The organism is Neobacillus drentensis, assembly GCF_036965645.1.
Classification (GTDB): Bacteria; Bacillota; Bacilli; order Bacillales; family Cytobacillaceae; genus Neobacillus; species Neobacillus drentensis_D.
The window spans coordinates 1-19200 of record NZ_JBALPZ010000061.1; the positions used below are offsets into that span (position 1 = coordinate 1).

The 19200-nt window shown below is 39.3% G+C and carries 12 protein-coding genes and 1 riboswitch; of the genes, 3 read left to right on the forward strand and 9 right to left on the reverse strand.

Annotation, left to right across the window (positions count from 1 at the left end; genetic code table 11):
- Positions 1–31: 31 nt before the first annotated feature.
- The gene (locus V7266_RS13190) at positions 32–2251 is read left to right on the forward strand and encodes an RNA degradosome polyphosphate kinase (RefSeq protein WP_335468350.1); all 2220 of its coding nucleotides are present in this window, start codon (positions 32–34) and stop codon (positions 2249–2251) included.
- 47 nt (positions 2252–2298) lie between these two features.
- Here the strand turns inward: V7266_RS13190 and V7266_RS13195 are convergent, their stop codons facing one another.
- Both V7266_RS13195 and V7266_RS13200 read right to left on the reverse strand, forming a co-directional pair.
- Positions 2299–2703 carry a DoxX family protein gene (locus tag V7266_RS13195; RefSeq protein ID WP_335468361.1) on the reverse strand — a complete coding sequence of 135 codons (405 nt, stop codon included), beginning with the start codon at positions 2701–2703 and terminating at the stop codon, positions 2299–2301.
- A 229-nt stretch (positions 2704–2932) separates the two neighbouring features.
- Positions 2933–7357, reverse strand: a complete 4425-nt coding sequence (locus V7266_RS13200) for a pullulanase X25 domain-containing protein (protein ID WP_335468351.1) — start codon at positions 7355–7357, stop codon at positions 2933–2935.
- Between the two features lie 326 nt (positions 7358–7683).
- Here V7266_RS13200 and V7266_RS13205 point away from each other — a divergent pair, with 326 nt between their 5' ends.
- Positions 7684–8715 (forward strand): LacI family DNA-binding transcriptional regulator, encoded by a 1032-nt coding sequence (locus V7266_RS13205; protein ID WP_335468352.1) that lies wholly within the window; start codon positions 7684–7686, stop codon positions 8713–8715.
- 93 nt (positions 8716–8808) lie between these two features.
- On the opposite strand, the gene V7266_RS13210 is transcribed toward V7266_RS13205, so the two are convergent.
- From V7266_RS13210 to V7266_RS13240, 7 genes are all read right to left on the reverse strand, one after another.
- Complete coding sequence (locus V7266_RS13210) at positions 8809–9828, reverse strand: thiazole biosynthesis adenylyltransferase ThiF (RefSeq protein WP_335468353.1); 1020 nt, start codon at positions 9826–9828, stop codon at positions 8809–8811.
- Positions 9825–10592 carry a thiazole synthase gene (locus V7266_RS13215; protein WP_335468354.1) on the reverse strand — a complete coding sequence of 256 codons (768 nt, stop codon included), beginning with the start codon at positions 10590–10592 and terminating at the stop codon, positions 9825–9827. Before V7266_RS13215 ends, V7266_RS13210 begins: the two co-directional genes overlap by 4 nt.
- A 1-nt stretch (position 10593) precedes the next feature.
- On the reverse strand, positions 10594–10797 hold the full coding sequence (thiS, locus tag V7266_RS13220; RefSeq protein ID WP_335468355.1) for a sulfur carrier protein ThiS: 204 nt from the start codon (positions 10795–10797) through the stop codon (positions 10594–10596).
- Positions 10798–10809: 12 nt separating this feature from the next.
- Positions 10810–11937, reverse strand: coding sequence for a glycine oxidase ThiO (gene thiO, locus V7266_RS13225; protein WP_335468356.1), 1128 nt, complete (start codon positions 11935–11937; stop codon positions 10810–10812).
- Positions 11921–12562 carry a thiamine phosphate synthase gene (locus V7266_RS13230; RefSeq protein ID WP_335468357.1) on the reverse strand — a complete coding sequence of 214 codons (642 nt, stop codon included), beginning with the start codon at positions 12560–12562 and terminating at the stop codon, positions 11921–11923. Before V7266_RS13230 ends, thiO begins: the two co-directional genes overlap by 17 nt.
- Positions 12563–12667: 105 nt before the next feature.
- A riboswitch (TPP riboswitch) is annotated at positions 12668–12776 on the reverse strand.
- 77 nt (positions 12777–12853) lie between these two features.
- A complete protein-coding gene (locus V7266_RS13235) occupies positions 12854–13552 on the reverse strand; it encodes a hypothetical protein (protein WP_335468358.1) in 699 nt (232 codons plus the stop codon).
- Between the two features lie 93 nt (positions 13553–13645).
- A complete protein-coding gene (locus V7266_RS13240; protein WP_335468359.1) occupies positions 13646–15013 on the reverse strand; it encodes an alkaline phosphatase in 1368 nt (455 codons plus the stop codon).
- 408 nt (positions 15014–15421) lie between these two features.
- Between V7266_RS13240 and V7266_RS13245 the strand changes: the two genes are divergently transcribed.
- Entirely contained in the window at positions 15422–19024 is a 3603-nt protein-coding gene (locus V7266_RS13245; protein ID WP_335468360.1) for a bifunctional 2',3'-cyclic-nucleotide 2'-phosphodiesterase/3'-nucleotidase, read from the forward strand.
- The last annotated feature ends 176 nt before the right edge of the window (positions 19025–19200 follow it).

Below are 19200 nucleotides of genomic sequence, written 5' to 3' on the forward strand. Positions count from 1 at the left end.
TGGTAGTAGTACTTGAGGAGATGTAGCATTCATGACAGCAATATGTAAAGACAGCCAAGTTATCAATTTGGGTGACCCCGCCTTTTATAATAATAGGGAGTTAAGCTGGTTGTCTTTTAATAAGAGAGTTTTAGAGGAAGCAATGGATGAACGTAATCCTTTATTAGAGAGATATAAATTTTTAGCAATTTTTAGCTCAAACTTAGATGAGTTTTTCATGGTCAGGGTAGCTGGTTTATTAGATCAAGTTAAGGCTGGTTATAACAGACCAGAGAATAAAGCAGGTTTAACGCCAAAAGAACAAATTGCAGCCATTTCAAAAGTCACGCGTAATCTAGTTGAGGAGCAGGATCACACATTTCAATACATTTTATCCCCTTTATTAGAAAAAGAAGGAGTGAAAATTGCTTCTATCTCAAAACTCGATTCTGCTCATTTATCTTTTTTAGAGTCCTATTTTGATGAACAACTTTTTCCTGTTCTTACTCCTATGGCTATTGATGCCTATCGTCCTTTTCCTATGTTATTAAATAAATCATTAAATCTAGCAATCGTTCTGCAGGGAAAAGGCGAAGAAAAGGAAGCCCTTTTCCCTTTTAAAGGGAAATTAGCAATTGTCCAAGTCCCAGCAGTAATCAAACGCTACATTCAGCTTCCTTCAGAGGATGGTATCAGAGTTTTTGTCCTTCTTGAAGAAGTTATTTCTAAATTTATCTATAAATTATTTAGAGGCTATCATATTAACTCTGTTACCCCTTTTCGTATTACTCGAAATGCAGATCTAGAAATTCATGAGGACGGAGCTGACGATTTATTACACGAAATTGAAGAGGAACTAAAGAAACGCAGATGGGGAGCAAGTGTTAGATTAGAAGTACAACGTCATAGTTATGACGAGCAAGTAATGGATTATTTAATCGAGGAACTAGAAATTCACATTAAAGACGTATATTATGTTCAGTCACCGCTTGATTTGAGTTTTCTTTTCTCGTTTTGCAAAACGATTCAATCTACACATGAACATTTAGTCCAAACCTCTTTTATTCCCCAACCACCTCTTGATTTAGAGAGAGGAGAAGATATCTTTGCAAAAACTCTAAAAGATGATATTTTGCTTCATCATCCATATGAATCCTTTGAACCAGTTGTTCAGTTTATCTCACAAGCTGCCGATGACCAAGATGTACTGGCAATAAAGCAGACTCTTTATCGAGTAAGTGGAAATTCTCCTATCATTAAAAGTCTGCAGAGAGCAGCTGAGAACGGAAAACAAGTAACAGTTCTAGTAGAATTGAAGGCTCGTTTTGATGAAGAGAATAATGTACAGTGGGCAAAAGAGCTGGAGCAGGCAGGCTGTCATGTGATTTACGGAATGACACATTTAAAAACACATAGTAAAATTACTCTTGTTGTAAGACGTAAATTAGGGAAAATTGAACGTTTTGTCCATTTGGGAACCGGAAATTATAATGACGCAACAGCTAAGTTATATACGGACATAGGATTAATTACTTCTAACCGAAAGATAGGAATCGATGCAACCAACTTTTTTAATTATTTAAGTGGATATATGGAAAAACCAAGATACCACCATTTATCTGTATCACCATTTGAAATTAGAAAGTCTTTCTTTGAGTTAATAGAACAGGAAATAGCCCATCATCGAGAAACAGGAAATGGGTATATCATTGCCAAAATGAATTCCCTGACTGATAAACAAATTATTCTAAAATTTTTTGAGGCTTCCAATGCAGGTGTTAAAATTGACCTAATCGTTAGGGGAATTTGTTGTTTACGTCCTGGCATAAAAGTTGTAAGCGAAAATATAACTGTGAGAAGTATCGTTGGAATGTTTTTAGAGCACTCGAGAATTTACTATTTTCATCATAATGGAGCAGAAAAACTATTTTTATCTTCGGCAGATTTGATGACTCGAAACATGGAAAATCGTGTTGAAATATTATTCCCCATCTTAAAAGCCCATTTAAGGCAGCGAATTAAGAGCTGGCTGAAACTAATGTTGAACGATAATACTAAGGCACGGGTTCAAGATTCTGATGGTAATTATCATTATGCAGAAGTCTCGGATGATGAAATGGAAGTAGACAGCCAGCAATTATTATGTGAAATGGCTTACGAAAGTAAGAACGAACAACAAGCAATTAAAGAGGTCTCGCAAAATAAAATGTCTAAGGTAGGGAGTGTATCCTTATCCACTTTTAAAAGATTTATAACTAATGTTTTCTATTAATATGGAAATTCAAAATACGAAAAGAAGCTGGCAGAAGTCAGCTTCTTTTAGTGATTAAGGTTAAAAAACAAGACATAGTTACCAGGGCCAATCAATGCTACACCAATGACTACAGCAATTAAAACGAGATTATATTCAAATCCGCCATTAGTCATCCAGTATCCATTTTTACCATGTACGGTAAAAATAGCATCAATCATTACGATGACAATCATAATCGCACCAATCCATGTAAGAAAGCCCGCAGCGAAAAGTAATCCGCCGATCAATTCAAAAAGCCCTGCCAGTGTAGCCCAGACTTTGGCTCCTTTTTCAAGCCCGAGTGTTTCAAGCCAGTTTCCCATGCCGGCTATACCAGGACCACCGAACCAGCCAAATAACTTCTGTGCCCCATGTCCAAAAAAGGTTAGACCAATAACCAGACGAATTATTAACAGCCCGGTATTAACCAAAACTATATTTTCAGTCATACTTTACCTTCTTCCGCTTTAAGTGATTAAAATGGATATCATTTAAAGAAATGAATAATTTATTTTGGGTAAATAATCCATTCCTTATTCTAGTCTATTTGTAAGATTACTACTTAAACGACGGAATTTCTAGTGTAAAAAGACCTCATCTTATTCTGAATTAAACAACATGACAAAGAGGTCTGACGAAACTGGCAGACCTCTTTCTAGGCTAATTTTTTATTTCGCTTATCGTTTTAGTTTCAACATCAATCGAGTAGTTCTTTGTGTTTTTGTTAATAGAGCCGCCATCACCTTTAAAAATGGTTGATTTTGTTTCCGTAGAAGGCTCAATGTGAATTGGTACAGAAGTTTGACCAGAGTTCAGCGTAAATGAATGGGTAAAATTCATATCATTGCCCACTGTTACTTTTTCACCGTTAATGGTGAAGTCTGCGCCTTTAATGGCATTTCCCGTTACGGTCATAGTCAAACCGTTCACATTGATTTGACTCACGACTAATGGAAGATCAATCCAGCGCAGGATGGTATCCTGGACAAGCATTTTATTATTCCCTTGATTGGCCGCCACAATTTTCATATCGGTTCCCTGTGCACCATAGCCATAGAAGCTAATATCGTCATCGGATGAATCGTTCGGTGTATGGTCAGTTAAACCTTCCTGGTCCCAAGAATTATTTTTTACATATTTATAAGTAAGCTCGGTTCCTTCTTCTAACTCCATTGTATATTCCCAATCAGCGGTTACCGCACCATTCCGGCTCATCGACCAAGCCCCGGTATTCCATCCATTTAAGCTTCCTGGGATATTGACTTGGGCGGACAATGGAGTGTAGTCCGGTGCATGCACTTTAAAAGTGACCTGAACCATGACAATTTCCGGTGTTACGCTTACTGTGTTTGAATCTACATAGTTTCCTGCTTGATCAAAGATGCGGATTTGGTACTTATATGCTGTGCCATTTGCAACCTGATAATCACGGAAGGAGGTAACATCCCCGTTTAATGTTGTAAGAACTTGGCCATCACGGTAGATGACTGTTTTATATGGCAGATCAGGCTCCGTTAATTTCCAAGATAAGTTTACCTGACCAGACTCTTTAACAGGTGTATCCAATACAACTTCTTTAGCAGGAGGGGTAGAATCAGATGTACTATGATCATAAGTAACCTCTCCTGTTGCCGAATAAACCCAGCTAGTCCCTAAATCCGGTGTAAAGGCCATCCTGTATTCATAAGTTCCTGCTTCATATGCTGTAAAGCTTCCTTGAAACTCATTTGCTTGACCTTCTTGTGTCTGGCCGCTATATTGGGCAGGAGAGGTTTGCCAATCTGTTTGGCCTTTAAGCCTCATTTGAAGCTCAGCTGTCACTCCTTGTGCAGCGCCGTTTTCTGTCGCACCAGATAAATAAAAAGCTGCTTTTACATTGGAGGTTTGCGCCAAATTTAATTCTCCGTTCTGTAAAACTGTCAGATCTTTAATGCCAGCCTTTGACACATCGTAATGAGGGACTAAACCGGATATGGATGCAGGCACAGATTCATTACCATTTCCATCAACAGCTGTAACGGCAAAATAATAGGTACGGCCATTATCTAATTCGGAAATCGTTACAGATGTATCTATTGTTTCTTTAACTTTTGTCCAAAGCCCACCAGAAACAGTAGATTGATAAACATTGTATTTGGCACTATTTCCTGTCCAGCTTAAAGTGACCTGTTTAGAATCTGCTTTGCCGGTTACATTTTTAACGGTCACTGGCTGCTTGACTTCATTAGCAGAGACTAACATTCTTCCAGATTCAGCTGGTACCGTTATGCTCATCTTGCCATCCTTTGTGGCAGCTTCATATTTCTTATCCAACTGATCCACAAAACGAAGACCGTTCGCAAGCAGCTCTTTTGTATCGACCTCAACTGTCTGTGCGTTTTTCCCTCTGTTAATTATTACAAGGCCGGATTTTGCCCCTTTTGTCCGGACGTAAGCCAGTACATCACCTTTAGCATAAATATGGTGTAAATCGCCATAGGCAAATAGGTCAGCATTTTCCTTACGGATTTGCCCGATCTTTTGATAATGGGCAATTAGGGATTTATCTTCTTTTCCCCACGGATACGTCCGGCGGTCATCTGGGTCCTTGGATCCTGTTTGACCTGCTTCATCTCCATAATAGATAGTTGGTGCTCCTGGATAACCCATTTGAAGAATGGAAGCCAGCTTCAGTCGCTTGACACCTTCATTGTAATTGTAGTTCGGATCTTGTTCTGCTCTGTAGTACGTATCCGTTCCATTGCCTAACAGGAAGATGGCCCGTGCGGTATCGTGGGAGCCCATTAGGTTCATGAGAGCATAGAACGCTTCCCTCGGATAGTCCTCTTGTACAGCAAGGAGTGTATTCTCAGCATTAGCAGCATTGCCATTTTTCAAGTAATCCAATATCGCCCCGCGGAAACGATAGTTCATGACAGAATCATATTGATCTCCTAAGAAATACTTGGAGGCATCATCCCATATTTCACCTAAAATAAGAGGCTCTTCATCTTTTTGAAGTGTTTTTCCAGCCCCTGTCATCGTTTTTGATTTCATTTGCTTGCGGAATTCCTGCCAAAAGGAACTGTCCACTTCATTCGCTACATCAAGCCTCCAGCCGGATGAACCAGCATCAATCCATGTCTTAGCGACAGAATCCTTATTATAAAAAATATAATTGGCCAGCTGGGTGTTGTTAAGTTCGCTTGGGTGGCCGACTTTAGTACCGTCAACTGACTTAAACACTGGCAGACTGTCATAACCCCACCAGTCGTCATATTTATAATGCTGGCCTGTCGAGACCCCGTTGACTTTTTCATTGTCTACTTTTTCATTTTTTATATCGAACCAGTTTTCAAAGCCGTACGGGCTAAAAGTTTGACCCTCGGCAATAAATTGTTTCTTAGCCTTTTCTTTGGCTGCTGATTCGGTTATTTTTTCTTCATTCATTAAGTCATAGATACGAGACCAATATTCATAAGCACCTACGGTATTATATTTGTGATAGCGGTCGAAATAGATGGAATCGTCGGAAACATGGTTAAAGACTCCGTCTAAGATGAGGTGCATATGGCGTTTGGATAATTCCTTTGCAAACTCCTCGAATTCTTTCTGTGTTCCAAACATGGGATCCACCTGTTTATAATCGGTCGCATCATATTTATGATTGGATGGTGCAAGGGCAATTGGGTTTAAATAAAGTGTATTAACACCTAGAGATTGAAGATAATCGAGCTTTGCTTTGATACCAGCAATATCACCACCGAAAAAGTCGTTGGTAAATTCACCGTCCCCTTTATAAGACTCAGTGCCTTGTTCATTCGGATTATCAGGCAATGAGGACCAGGAATCGGGATGTTCGATTGGCTGGTTCCCTCGAGCTCCAATCTGATCCTTTACATGGTCGTTTTCTTTATTTCCATTATAAAAGCGATCAGGAAAAATTTGATAAACTACTGCTTCCTTCATCCAATCAGGTGTTTTGTAAGCAGGGTCGTAGACCGTCAATTGGAAAAGACTTGCATTTTTATCCTCCGCTTTTCCAGTGTGTCCTTCCTGGTTATCTTCTCCGTACTCAGCTGTTGCATCTTGATCCCCAACGATGAATTTATACCCGTAGATTCCTTTGTCAGCAGGGGTGAATGCAGCTTCCCAGAATTCAACAGCGCCTTTGTCCGTTGTTTCAGCCCAGCCCGCATTTTTCATAGAAATTACATTTGAGGTGCCCGTATTATAGTTTTTAATATATAGTCTCGCTCTTGTCAGATCACCTTTCTTAGCGGATACACGCAAGGTTACTGGTTGATCAGCAGGTATAGCTCCGAATGGAGTCCGGTAGACTTTGTCCCATGAATCATGAAAAAGCGAAGACTTATCAATTAAACCATCGGATCCGCTTGGCTTATAATCTGTAGATACTTCATTCGTTATGTGGTTATAGAAAAATGTAATCGTCGTATCAGCTAGTACATTTAGTTTTACATTTGAAGAAGGGTAAGATTCTGTCCAGTCCTTACCAAGAACAATCTTGTATTCATAGTTTCCTCTAGGCACTTTTGCGGTGAAAGAGTAGACATTATTAAAATGATCATCTGTTAGCAAGGCGGTTGATTCTGCAGGACTCCATGCTGAACCTGCCTGTATGGCAGGCTGGATGGTTCCAGCTATGCGAGGCTGCCTGTCCCCTGATAATGGAGTGTAGTGAGTGCTGTCGGTAATGGAGTGTGTGTGATCATGATAGTAGAAGGTGACTTCTTTTTTTTCATTTAAATCTAGTTTAATATTATTCCCACCCGGAGATCCGCCTTCTCCGTAATTTTCATCCCAGCTTCCGCCGAGGGCGATTTTATACTCATATGTACCCGCTGGTAAGGTACCAGTAAAGGTATATAATCCATTCCCTTGATCAGCCATTTTGGTTACGGTAGATGATGGATCCCAGTCCCCTGAATTTCCTAGAACTGTTTGCAGGCTTCCAACAAGTACAACCTGTTTAGATACCGTTTCTGCTGCCTTTGCTGTTCCGCTTGAAAAACCTGTTAGCAGTTGAAGAATTAAACCAGTAATGGTGACAAGCGAAAGCAGTGTTCGCTGCTTTTTTTTCATAGAAAAGCCCCTTTCCCTATGTTCTTTAATTTTGTGAAATCGTTTGCGCAATTAATGATATAAATATCCTCCTAATAAAGGTAAAGGAGGATATCGCTATTTAATGAGATATCGTGCAACCGTTTTCACATTCAAATAATACTATTTTTAAAGCACTAATTCAATAGAAAGTTAGATTAAGAGTCTAAATTTTCTGTAAAAAAGACAGCATCACAATATTATAATGAAAATTCCCAAAGACAGAGTACTTTTATTATTTATAATGCTTCCAAAGTACTATATCTGCTATGATAGTATAAAAATCCCTAATAAGAACGGTGAAAAAAATGTCAGTTACGATCAAAGAGGTTGCAAAGCTTGCCAATGTTGCACCTTCTACGGTATCAAGAGTAATTGCAAATAATCCAAGAATTAGTGAGGCAACGAAACGAAAAGTAAAAAAAGTGATGGAGGAGCTTGGCTACCATCCGAACTTGAACGCTAGAAGTCTTTCAAGTAAAGCAACACATACCATTGGACTTGTTATGCCAAGCTCAAGGGATATAGTATTTCAAAATCCTTTCTTTCCAACAGTCCTGCAGGGTATAAGTGACGGTGTCCATGAAAAAAAATATGCTTTACAAATGACAACAGGAAAATCAGAAACGGAAATTTTTGATGCTGTGATTCAAATGGTTCAAGGTAAACGAGTAGATGGGATGATTCTATTAAATTCCAAAGTTGAAGATAAGGTCATCCAGTATTTAAGAGAAATGGATTTTCCTTTTGTAGTAATTGGAAAACCTGCAAAACATATCGAGGAAATCACTCACGTTGATAATGATAATGTTAGTGCCATGAAAGAAGCGACTGAGTTTTTGATCCATCTTGGGCACCGACAAATTGCTTTTATTGGCGGAAGTCCGGAACTAATGGTGACTGTCGATCGGTTAAACGGCTATAAACAGGCTTTAGAAAATGCCGACATTCCTATTAAAGAAGAATATATTAAACATGAGGAATTCTTAAGAGAAGGGGGACAAGAGGCAGTTAATGAGTTAATGGCTTTTCAACTACGGCCAACTGCTCTGTTAGTTGTCGATGATTTCATGACGCTGGGTGTTCTTAATAAGCTAGATGAGTTAGGAATTAAAGTTCCAGAAGATATCTCTGTTGTCAGCTTTAATAATATCCTCCTTTCAGAAATGTCAAAGCCGCCATTAACTTCAGTGGATATAAATATTATAAAACTAGGACTTGAAGCATCAAGGAGCTTAATTGAAAAAATTGAAAATAGTGCAGAACCAACCAAACGAATAATTATTTCACATCAATTGGTTGAACGTTCATCATGTAGTCGAATCCATAAAGAGAAATAAGGTTAACTAACCTGAAAAGAAAGAGGGACCTTCTAGAATCCTGTGTTTTAGAACAGCGGATTTTGAAGGAACCTCAATATTTTTCGTATTTTCCTATCCTAAATACCTATGGTATAACGCTTTTGCTTCAGATAAATCCTTCGTTCCGTGTACTAAAACCCTTCCGTCGATAAAAAATACTAGTCGGTGAGCATCCACACTAAAAGATAATAGATAAGGATTTCGCTGGACCGTTCCCCCTTGATTCACTAATACTTTTTCCAATGCCTCCAAATCACGGACAATTGGAAGGGAAGGGCGTATCTGAACGGAATCTCTGCCACATAGTACTGCTGTTTTTGTTTGATTTTCAAAAGACAAATAGGGGTAGGACCGCTTTTTCCCGCAAGAGGGACAATCATCTTTTTTCAATTTGTCTACTTTAATCGCACTAAATTGGTTTTTCCATAAATCAAAAGAAACTAGTTTGTTTCGTAACGCATCCAGGTCACCAACCAATATTTTTAATGCTTCACTGATTTGATATGAAACAACCATGTTGACAGCTGGACTAATGATTCCTGCTGTATCACAGGTTAATCCTCCTAGGGGAACTGTTCCTAATAAACAAGACAAACATGGTGTTTTTTCAGGAATCACCGTGTAGGAGATGCCATAACTCCCAACACAAGCACCGTAAATCCAAGGAACTCCATGCTTTTGTGATACATCATTAATGATCATTCTTGTTTCAAAGTTATCCGTTGCATCAATGATAAGGTCTACTTTTTGCACCCATTCTTCTAGCTCTAAAACCGAGGCATCCACAATCAATGCCTCTATAGTTACAAAAGAATTAATAGCCGTTAAGCGATTTTTAGCGGCAATTACTTTGGGCAGCCTTTTTTCAGCATCTGCTTCTGTGTACAACTGCTGCCGTTGTAAATTTGACCACTCCACATAATCACGATCCACGATGGTTAACTTACCAACCCCGGCGCGGACCAATGCCTCGGCATTTGCTGAGCCAAGTGCACCAGCCCCAATGATAAGAACATGTTTAGCTGCAATTTTCTCCTGCCCAGCTTTTCCGATAGGAGGAAATAATTCCTGCCGTGAGTAGCGACTAATCACCCGATACTCATTCCTTCTTTAGGACTGCTCGCCGCAGCGTATCTCTTTTTCTCGATCCGGCCGGCTTCATAGCCTAAGCGTCCAGCTTCAATTGCCAAACTCATCGCTTTAGCCATTTTAACCGGATCCTTTGCTGCTGAAACAGCTGTATTTAATAGAACACCATCTGCTCCTAGTTCCATTGCTAATGCCGCATCGGCAGGGGAGCCCACACCAGCATCGACAATCACCGGAACCACAGCTTGTTCAATAATAAAACTAAGATTTACCGGATTGATAATACCCTGACCGGAACCAATTGGTGAGGCTCCTGGCATGACCGCATGACATCCAACTTCTTGAAGCTTTCTTGCTAAGACGACATCATCGGAGGTATAAGGGAGAACAATAAAACCTTCTTTTACTAATTCTTCGGTTGCTTTTAAAGTTTCAATTGGATCAGGAAGTAATGTTTTATCACAGCCAATCACTTCGACTTTAATCATATCGCAGAGACCTGAAGCTTTCGCTAGTTTAGCAATACGCACGGCTTCTGCCGCCGTTTTTGCTCCTGCTGTATTTGGCAGCAAAGTATATTTATGGGTGTCTAGCTGCTCTAAAAAGTTCGGCTGGCTTGGTTCAAAGATATTCATACGCCGCACAGCAAACGTTAGTATTTCTGCTTGGGAAACTTCTACTGCTTCCTTTTGGATTTCAAAGCTAGGGTACTTCCCAGTTCCAAGCAATAAACGAGAATTAAATGATAATGGACCTATTTTTAACATGTCATCCGCCTCCTACAAAATGGACAATTTCGATTCGATCTTTATCTGTTAATCTAGTACTTTGGTGATTCTCACTTGTTAAAATATCTCCGTTTACTTCAACGACAACGACTTTATCATGGATTTCGTAATGTTTCAGTAAATCAGAAACGGAGACGATTTCGTCGGGTAATTGTATGGACTCCCCATTTAGTAAAACTTTCATTTTTTTAACCCCCTAGTGCACCATTTCTTTATTTCTATCAATCCGGAATGCAGAAAGCAGTTTTTCATCTGGTCTGCCCTCCAATAAGTCAGCTACAAGCCTACCTGTAACCGGACTTAATAAAATTCCGTTCCGGTAATGCCCGGCTGCTATGAACAATCCTTTCCATAATGGATGTTCACCAATATAGGGGAGGCCATCACCGGTTTGAGGTCTAACACCAGCCCATACCCGTTCCCACCGGGCATCTTTAATCTGTGGAACCAGCTGAACCGCTCTTTCTACTAAGCTTGCAATTCCTCCAGGTGTCACACTTTTATCAAATGTATTTTCGACTTGGGTGGCACCTATATAAATCTCACCATTGCGTTTTGGAACTAAATAACATTGTTTATCCGAAAATATGGTTCTGTTAATGATAGGAGAATCCGCCATTACAGAAAAACATTCACCTTTGACCGGATAAACAGTCATATCGATTCCTGTTTCATGCATAAGCTTTGAAGCCCATGCGCCAGTTGCAAGAACAACTTGATTACAATGGATATTTCCTAAGGTGGTTTGAACCCCGATAACTCTGTCTTGTTCATAGATAAATGATATGACTTCAGTGTTTTCAAGAATGGTTGCCTCGAATTGTTCAGCTCCCTTTGCAAAAGCCAGCGATAACTTGGCTGGCTGGACATGGCCGTCATTCGGTAAATACATTCCCCCAGCGACGGCAGGGGAGAGGGAGGGTTCCAATTCTCGTAGACTATGAGAATCAAGCCATTCTATTTCTGGATCCCAACATTGTTGAAAAGCTTCCTGCTGTTGTACTTCTTTTGCAACTTCTTCTGTTTCAGCAATTTTAATCATGCCTTTCTGAACAAACTCAATATCAATCCCAGATATCTCTAATAATTCTTTTGAAAGATCAGGAAACATTGCCTGGCTTTTTAAAGCTAACTGGAAAAAGGGGCCATCCTCTTCAATCTCGGCTTGGGCTGCCAGCATTCCGGCAGCTGCACTAGATGCTTCACAAGCCAAATGGTTCTTTTCAATGACAACTACTCTTTTTCCCATCTTTGATAGTTGATAGGCGATTGAACTTCCGTTTATCCCTCCGCCAATAATGGCAACATCATATGATTTTTTCACTTTTTCCATCTCCATCTTTTAATGCGTTAACATACGATTTTACAGCTGATAAAGGATCATGAGAATCTAAGACTCCTGATATCACTGCAATGCCGCTTGCTCCTGCGTGGATAACTGGTTTCGTATTTTCAGGTGTAATCCCGCCAATCGCAATGACCGGAATATCCAACTGGGCGACCCTTGATAATTCCTCAATCCCTTTTGGCGGCTTACCTGGTTTAGATTGGGAAGTGTATATGTGACCGAACAGCACGTAATCGGCACCTTCCCGTAGGGCTTGTTCTCCATCTGTTATGGAGTGAATGGAACTTCCAACCCTTAACTGCGGAAATCCTCTTTTTACTATCGCTGGTGCTAAACTATGAAAGGCTAATTGAACCCCTGCCACCCTTGCAGCTAAAGCAACATCCACTCGGTCATTAATGATCAGTTTTGATAAGGGGATATCTTTAGATAGCCGATCAACGGCTTGAAAAAGTTCTCTTGCTGTTTTTTGCTTTTCCCGTAGGTGAATCGACGTGACATATGGGTGGATATCGATCAAAATCTCCTGTAACTGCTCAATGGGCATCTTGCTATTCGAAATAATATGTAACTCTTTCGCATTTGTTATAATTCGCGTCACCCCAATAGAAGAATCCGCTCTTTGAAACCAGTGAAAAACAAAAAAACCACTTTCCTATGTAAGAAAGTGGTTTGATTATTTGAAATAAAATGCATGCGCACTCAAATAGCCCAATTTCCACTTCCCTACGCTGGTCTTAACCAGATCAGGTTCATAGAGTCCCGAAGTAGTACTTCAATCTCAGCCCTTTAAAAAGGCACCTCTAGCGGATTTATTTTCAATATTAATTTGTTTGCATGTTTAATAATAGCACCATTGTTTTATATGTCAACTAATTATCTGAATTAAGTATTAATTTAAATCAATTTTTATGGTTTGTGATTTACCTAATTCCTTATGATTTTGATCGAGTACGTCGCTAGTTTGTATTTCAGCCCAATTAATAGCAGGGGTCGATTTTTCAATGATAAATCCGAGTGTCCCTTGTTTGGAACCCTTTGGCTCAATCTCTCCGCCTAAATATTCTAAATAAAAGTCATCTTCAAAGGATCTTGTCTCATCATTACTTGTCGTAAGATGAGCAACTGGCCCAAAATGAACGGTTTGATCAGATTTATTGACTAACTCCACTTCCAGCTTAATAAAATCAAATTCTTCATAACTTTCAGTGTAGTAATGAAAATAATCCATTAGCGAGTAGGTCGGCATATTGTGAATCAATTTAACATTCTTAATTCTCATTTCAACTGGTCCAATTGTATAGTTCTTATTTTGTGCGGCAATCTCTTTTAAGGTGATGGTACCTTTACTATCTTTTATCGTTTGCCCAACTTGAAGAAGTTCGGTATCATCCGATACTTGCGGGTTTGGAACATAGATATCAGACAAAGATTTGGCTCGATTATCTTCTTTCACTGAACTGTTGTTCTGGCTTTCAGTCTCATGTTCTTGTTTTACGGTTGCTTTTGCAGCAGGTTCTATATTTTGAGCAGCATTACAGCCAAATAAAAATAGGGGGAATACTAGAATAATCGATTTAAATAAGTTCATGGCAGGTTCACCTTCCAGTTAAGTGATAGTCGATTTTCAAAAAAGTTCCCGTTGAAATATCAATTTCAACGGGAAGAAAGATTTTTTCAATGATTACTTACCATTCTTTAAAATATCAAAGATATGCTTGGCCTGGTCTGTATTATCAATGTTTCCGGCAAACAAACCGCTGCCAGGGCCGTAGGCGTACACGTTCACGTCTTCACCCGTATGTCCGCCAGTTGTCCAGCCTGTCACGGAACGATTGTCAAAAATCATTTCAATCGCGTTATCAATGGTGGTTACATTCTTAGATGCAGCTGCTGCCTTGACAGACTCGATTTCTTTAGAGGTTAATTGTAAATTAATATAGTTTTTTAGTGTTTGTTCAACATCAGCACCTTTGGCGATTTGTTCTGCCATGAAGTCAGGTGTGCGTTCTGCTGCTGCAATCGGAGCACCAAACCAGTTATAATCGCCTCTCGCACCAATTGAATATCCGCCTGTTGAATGGTCCGCTGTTGCGACAACCAGAGTGTGCTTATCCTTTTTCGCAAATTCAATGGCTGCCTTAAAGGCTTTTTCAAAATCATCCATTTCACTCATTGCAGCCACAATGTCGTTGTCATGTCCAGCCCAGTCAATTTGACTTCCTTCTACCATTAAGAAGAAACCTTTTTTATTTTGGCTTAATTTCTTCAAGGCTGTTTGGGTCATATCTTGCAATGAAGGCATGGATGCTTCACGATCCAACATTTTTGGCATTCCGCCTGGTGCAAACAATCCTAACATTTTGTTGTTGTTATTTTTCAGCATATCTTCTTTATTCGTTACATAAGAGTAGCCATCTTTTTGGAACTCCTTTGTCAAGTCACGGTCTTCACGAACAAAGTTGCTTAATCCGCCGCCAAGCATGACATCTATTTTATGGCCGCCCTTAATCATTTCATCATAATAATCATCGGCAATGGCATTCATGTTTTTACGGCTGACATCATGAGCACCGTAGGAAGCTGGGGTGGCATGGGTGATTTCTGATGTAGCTACCAATCCAGTTGATTTGCCCTTTTCTTTTGCTGCTTCCAGAACGGTTTTTACGGTTGAACCATCGTTATCTACACCAATAGCTGCATTATAAGTCTTAATACCAGCAGACATAGCTGTTGCTGCGGCCGCTGAGTCAGTAACATTTTGTGCAGGGTCTTCTGGGTATGTCTTTTGTTGTCCAACAAGATATTTATCAAATTCTGTTTGCTCCACCACTTTTGTAGAAGGATTGTCTTTTAGATAACGATAAGCAGAAGTATAGGAAACTCCCATTCCATCACCAATTAAGAAAATAACATTCTTAATTTCTGCATTGTTTTGTGTAACTTCCTTTGCTTTGACATCATGATTGAGGGAGCCAAACAAAGCTCCAAATGCTACGGTGGATAGAACTGCAACAGGTAGAATTTTCTTTTTCAATTTGTTTTTAAACATAATGATGACCTCCTAAAGTCTTTAATTAAATATTAATGATTTATTAATCAAAATTTAATTTTACTGACAACTAAACTATAAACTGAGATTGTAAATCTATAATTAATACAATGTAAAGATTAGTTTGAGATTTATGTTAGGGAGGTCATGGATAAAAAGTATGAGAGATTTTATATAAGCAGTCATTTATGGGGGAGAACAATATGAAATGTCCAAAAAGCGCTTTACCGCCTGTTATAAGAGTTCATTAAATTTAAAATAGTCTAACCTTACTATTTTAATCTATTAATCTTTACGCTAACTTAACAAAAAAGCCACTTTAAATTAAATATTGGCTTGTTAAACTATTAACCAGACAGCTATTTTGCTAGTCTAAAAAGCTACATTCATAGGAAAGGTGAATTTGGAATGAAAAATAGAAAAAAACAAAGTCCGAAAAAGATTATTTCAGCTTCTTTAGCGTTAACTCTTATTTCAGCTCCACTCTTAACATCACAAGTTCATGCTGCTGAAACGAAAATTAACAAAGCACCAGTGAACGTCCTGGATAAATCTGGTAAAGATCATGTGAACTTACGACTTATGGAAACGACAGATATACATACTAATTTATTACCTTATGATTATTTTAAGGATACCGGTTACGAAAAAGTTGGATTAGCTAAGACAGCTACACTAGTAAAACAGGCAAGACAAGAAGTCAAGAATAGCCTTCTAGTTGACAATGGTGACTTAATCCAGGGAACTCCTCTGGGAACCTACGAAGCAAAGATTGACCCATTAAAGGAAGGCGTACTGCATCCGGCAATTAAAGCCATGAATCAAATGGGCTACGACATGGCTACGTTAGGGAATCATGAATTTAATTATGGCTTAGACTTCTTAAATGAAGTATATGATGACGCAGACTTTCCAGTGGTAAACGCAAATGTTTATGTCAATGACCACGACCAGAATCCAAACAATGATAAAAATAAATACACGCCGTACCGAATAGTGAAGAAAGAGGTAGTGGATGAAAGCGGCAAGAAGCATAACATAAAAATTGGTTATATCGGTTTTGTTCCTCCGCAAATTAACGACTGGGATCAAGCAAACTTAGAAGGAAAGGTCATTACGAAAAACATTGTTGATACGGCAAAAAAATTCGTTCCTCAGATGAGAGAAGAAGGGGCAGATATCGTCATCGCCATGACTCATTCCGGCTTTAGCGGTGATCAGGCCAATACGGAAAATGTGATTTACGCATTAAGTGAAGTAGCTGGGATTGACGCCATTACATTTTCCCATACCCATAAGTTGTTCCCTGCTAAAACCGAAGCTTCTCTAGATAGTTCATTCTTAGGTACTGACAAAAAACCATTACCAGGGGTAGATAATGCAAAAGGAACCATTAACGGTGTTCCTGCTGTACAAGCAGGCTATGGTGGAGGCTCTCTAGGCCTGATTGATTTACAGCTTAAGAAAGAAAAAGGCAAATGGTCTGTGGTAAATTCTCAATCCTCTACTCGTGAAACCTATAAGGACGTAAAAGATCCTGATACAGGAAAGACAACAACACAGAGCACGGTACAACCTGATCCGTCTATTGTTGATCTTGTGAAAGCGGATCATGAGGCAACCGTTAATTATGTGAATACACCTATCGGTAAAACAACGGATGATATTCATAGTTACTTTTCTTTAGTACAGGACGATCCATCTATTCAAGTCGTAACGAACGCACAAAAATGGTATGCTGAAAAATACATTTCAAAAAGTAAACCAGAATATAAGGACTTACCAATTCTTTCAGCGGGAGCACCATTCAAGGCTGGCGGCAATGGACCGGCGGAATACACCGAAATTAAAAAAGGGGATTTAACGATCCGAAGTGCTTCCGATTTATACCTGTATGACAATACTTTAAAGGCTATAAAAGTGAAAGGATCGGTTATAAAAGAATGGCTTGAAATGTCTGCAGGTAAATTTAATCAAATTGATCCAGTTAAAACAGAAGAGCAGCCATTATTAAACACATCGTTTCCTGGTTATAACTTTGATGTTATTGACGGTGTCCACTATCAAATCGATGTAACCAAACCAGCAAAGTACGATTCAAATGGAAAGCTGGTTAATCCGGACTCAAGCCGTGTCGTTAATCTAACTTACAATGGGAAGCCAGTGGATCCTAATCAGGACTTCATCGTTGTGACAAATAACTACCGTGCCGGTGGCGGCGGGAACTTCCCAGGTGTAAAAGGAAGTGAAGTCGTTATTGATTCGGCTGATGAAAACCGTCAAATTTTAATGGATTATATCACTGAGATGAAAGAAATTACGCCAACCGCAGATAACAATTGGTCAATTGCTCCAGTTAAGGGCGATGTAAATGTTACATTTAAGACATCACCTAATGCAGGAGCTTATATTAAACAAGACAGCAATATCACTTATACCAATAAAACAGATGATAACGGTTTTGGCATCTTTAAATTAAATTTAAGTCCAATCAACGTACAATTACTTGGAATAAACGATTTACACGGCCAGCTGGATACCAGCACAAAGGTTGGAACAGAATTGGCAGGCAATATGAAGTACACAGCAGCTGCTATCAAGCAGCGCGAGGGGACTAATCCTAATACTCTCTTAGTTCATGCTGGTGATATGATTGGCGGGAGTCCGCTTATCTCCGCCCTTTTCCAAGATGAGCCGACAGTTGAAGTCATGAATGCCATGCACTTTGATGTTGGAACACTAGGAAACCATGAGTTTGATGAAGGAATCGCTGAATTACAGCGTATGATTCATGGCGGCGACCATCCAAAAGGTACTCCTGGTTATCAAGGAATGAACTTCCCAGTGGTAGCAGCAAACGTGTATGATAAGTCAACCGGTCAATTAATTACACAACCTTATGCCATTAAAGAAATTGGCGGCAAAAAGATTGGATTTATTGGTGTCGTGACACAAGAAACGCCTAGTATGATTGTTACGAAAGGAAATGAAAATCTTCAAATTACGGATGAAGCAACAGCCATCAACAAATATGCGGCAGAATTAGAGAAACAAGGTATCGAAGCAATTGTGGTTCTGGCACATAATCCAACCACTCAGACAGGTAATTCAGACTCCAATGATGCTTCTAAAATTGCTGAGAATATCGATGATGAGGTAGATGTTATTTTTGCTGCCCACAACCATGTTGGGGTAAATAAAGTGGTAGATAACAAACTTATCGTTCAGGCATATTCCTATGGTTCCGCTTATTCCGATGTGGATTTAGAGCTTGATCCTATCACTGGAGACGTTGTGGACAAACAAGCAGAGATTGTAACGGTATACCAAAAAGATTATCAACCGGATCCAGCGGTTTCTGCCATCATGCAGAAGTATGAAGATAAAGTAGCTCCAATTAAAGCACAAGAAGTAGGAGAAACAACAACAACCTTAACCAGTGGATACCCTAACGCTGTAACTGGGGATTCCGCTCTTGGTAACTTGATTGCAGACGGCATGAAGGCGGAAATGAATGCTGATTTTGCCCTCATGAATGGCGGTGGTGTTCGCGCTAATCTTGAAGCAGGCACCGTAACATTTGGCGATCTTTTCTCTATCCAGCCTTTCGGGAATGTATTAAATAAGGTAAAGCTTAGTGGAGCTGATTTGGAGACAGTTCTAAATAACCAGATTTCACCGATTACAAAAGCAGATGGTACAAAATCATATAATTTAGATTTCCATGTAGCTGGTTTTAAATATACATGGGACGGAAATACAGGTAAGGTTGTAGACATCTTCTTACCAGATGGTTCAAAGATCGATAAGAATAAAGAATATACAGTGGTTGTAAATAACTATATGTACGGAAATGCGAAATATGGGATTAAGGACCTTGCGACGGATTTAGAGGTGGGTCCGGAAGATTTACAGGGTACTGTAAACTATGTAAAATCACTTCCGAAGCCTTTCAAATATAAAGCGGAAGGGCGCATTCAACAATTAGTAACAGTAGCTGCTGTTCAATAAATCGTTTTTATTATGGAGAAAGCAAAAGTTATTAACTTGCTTTCTCTTTTTTTTGCAAAAATTGAATCAGTAATTTTGGCTGGGCAGCAAATGAGTAATAAAGAAAAAGAAGCGATGTTTCACGCTTCAAATGACTGATTTTACTTCATATTAAATGAAAGTTCGGAGTATTGAAC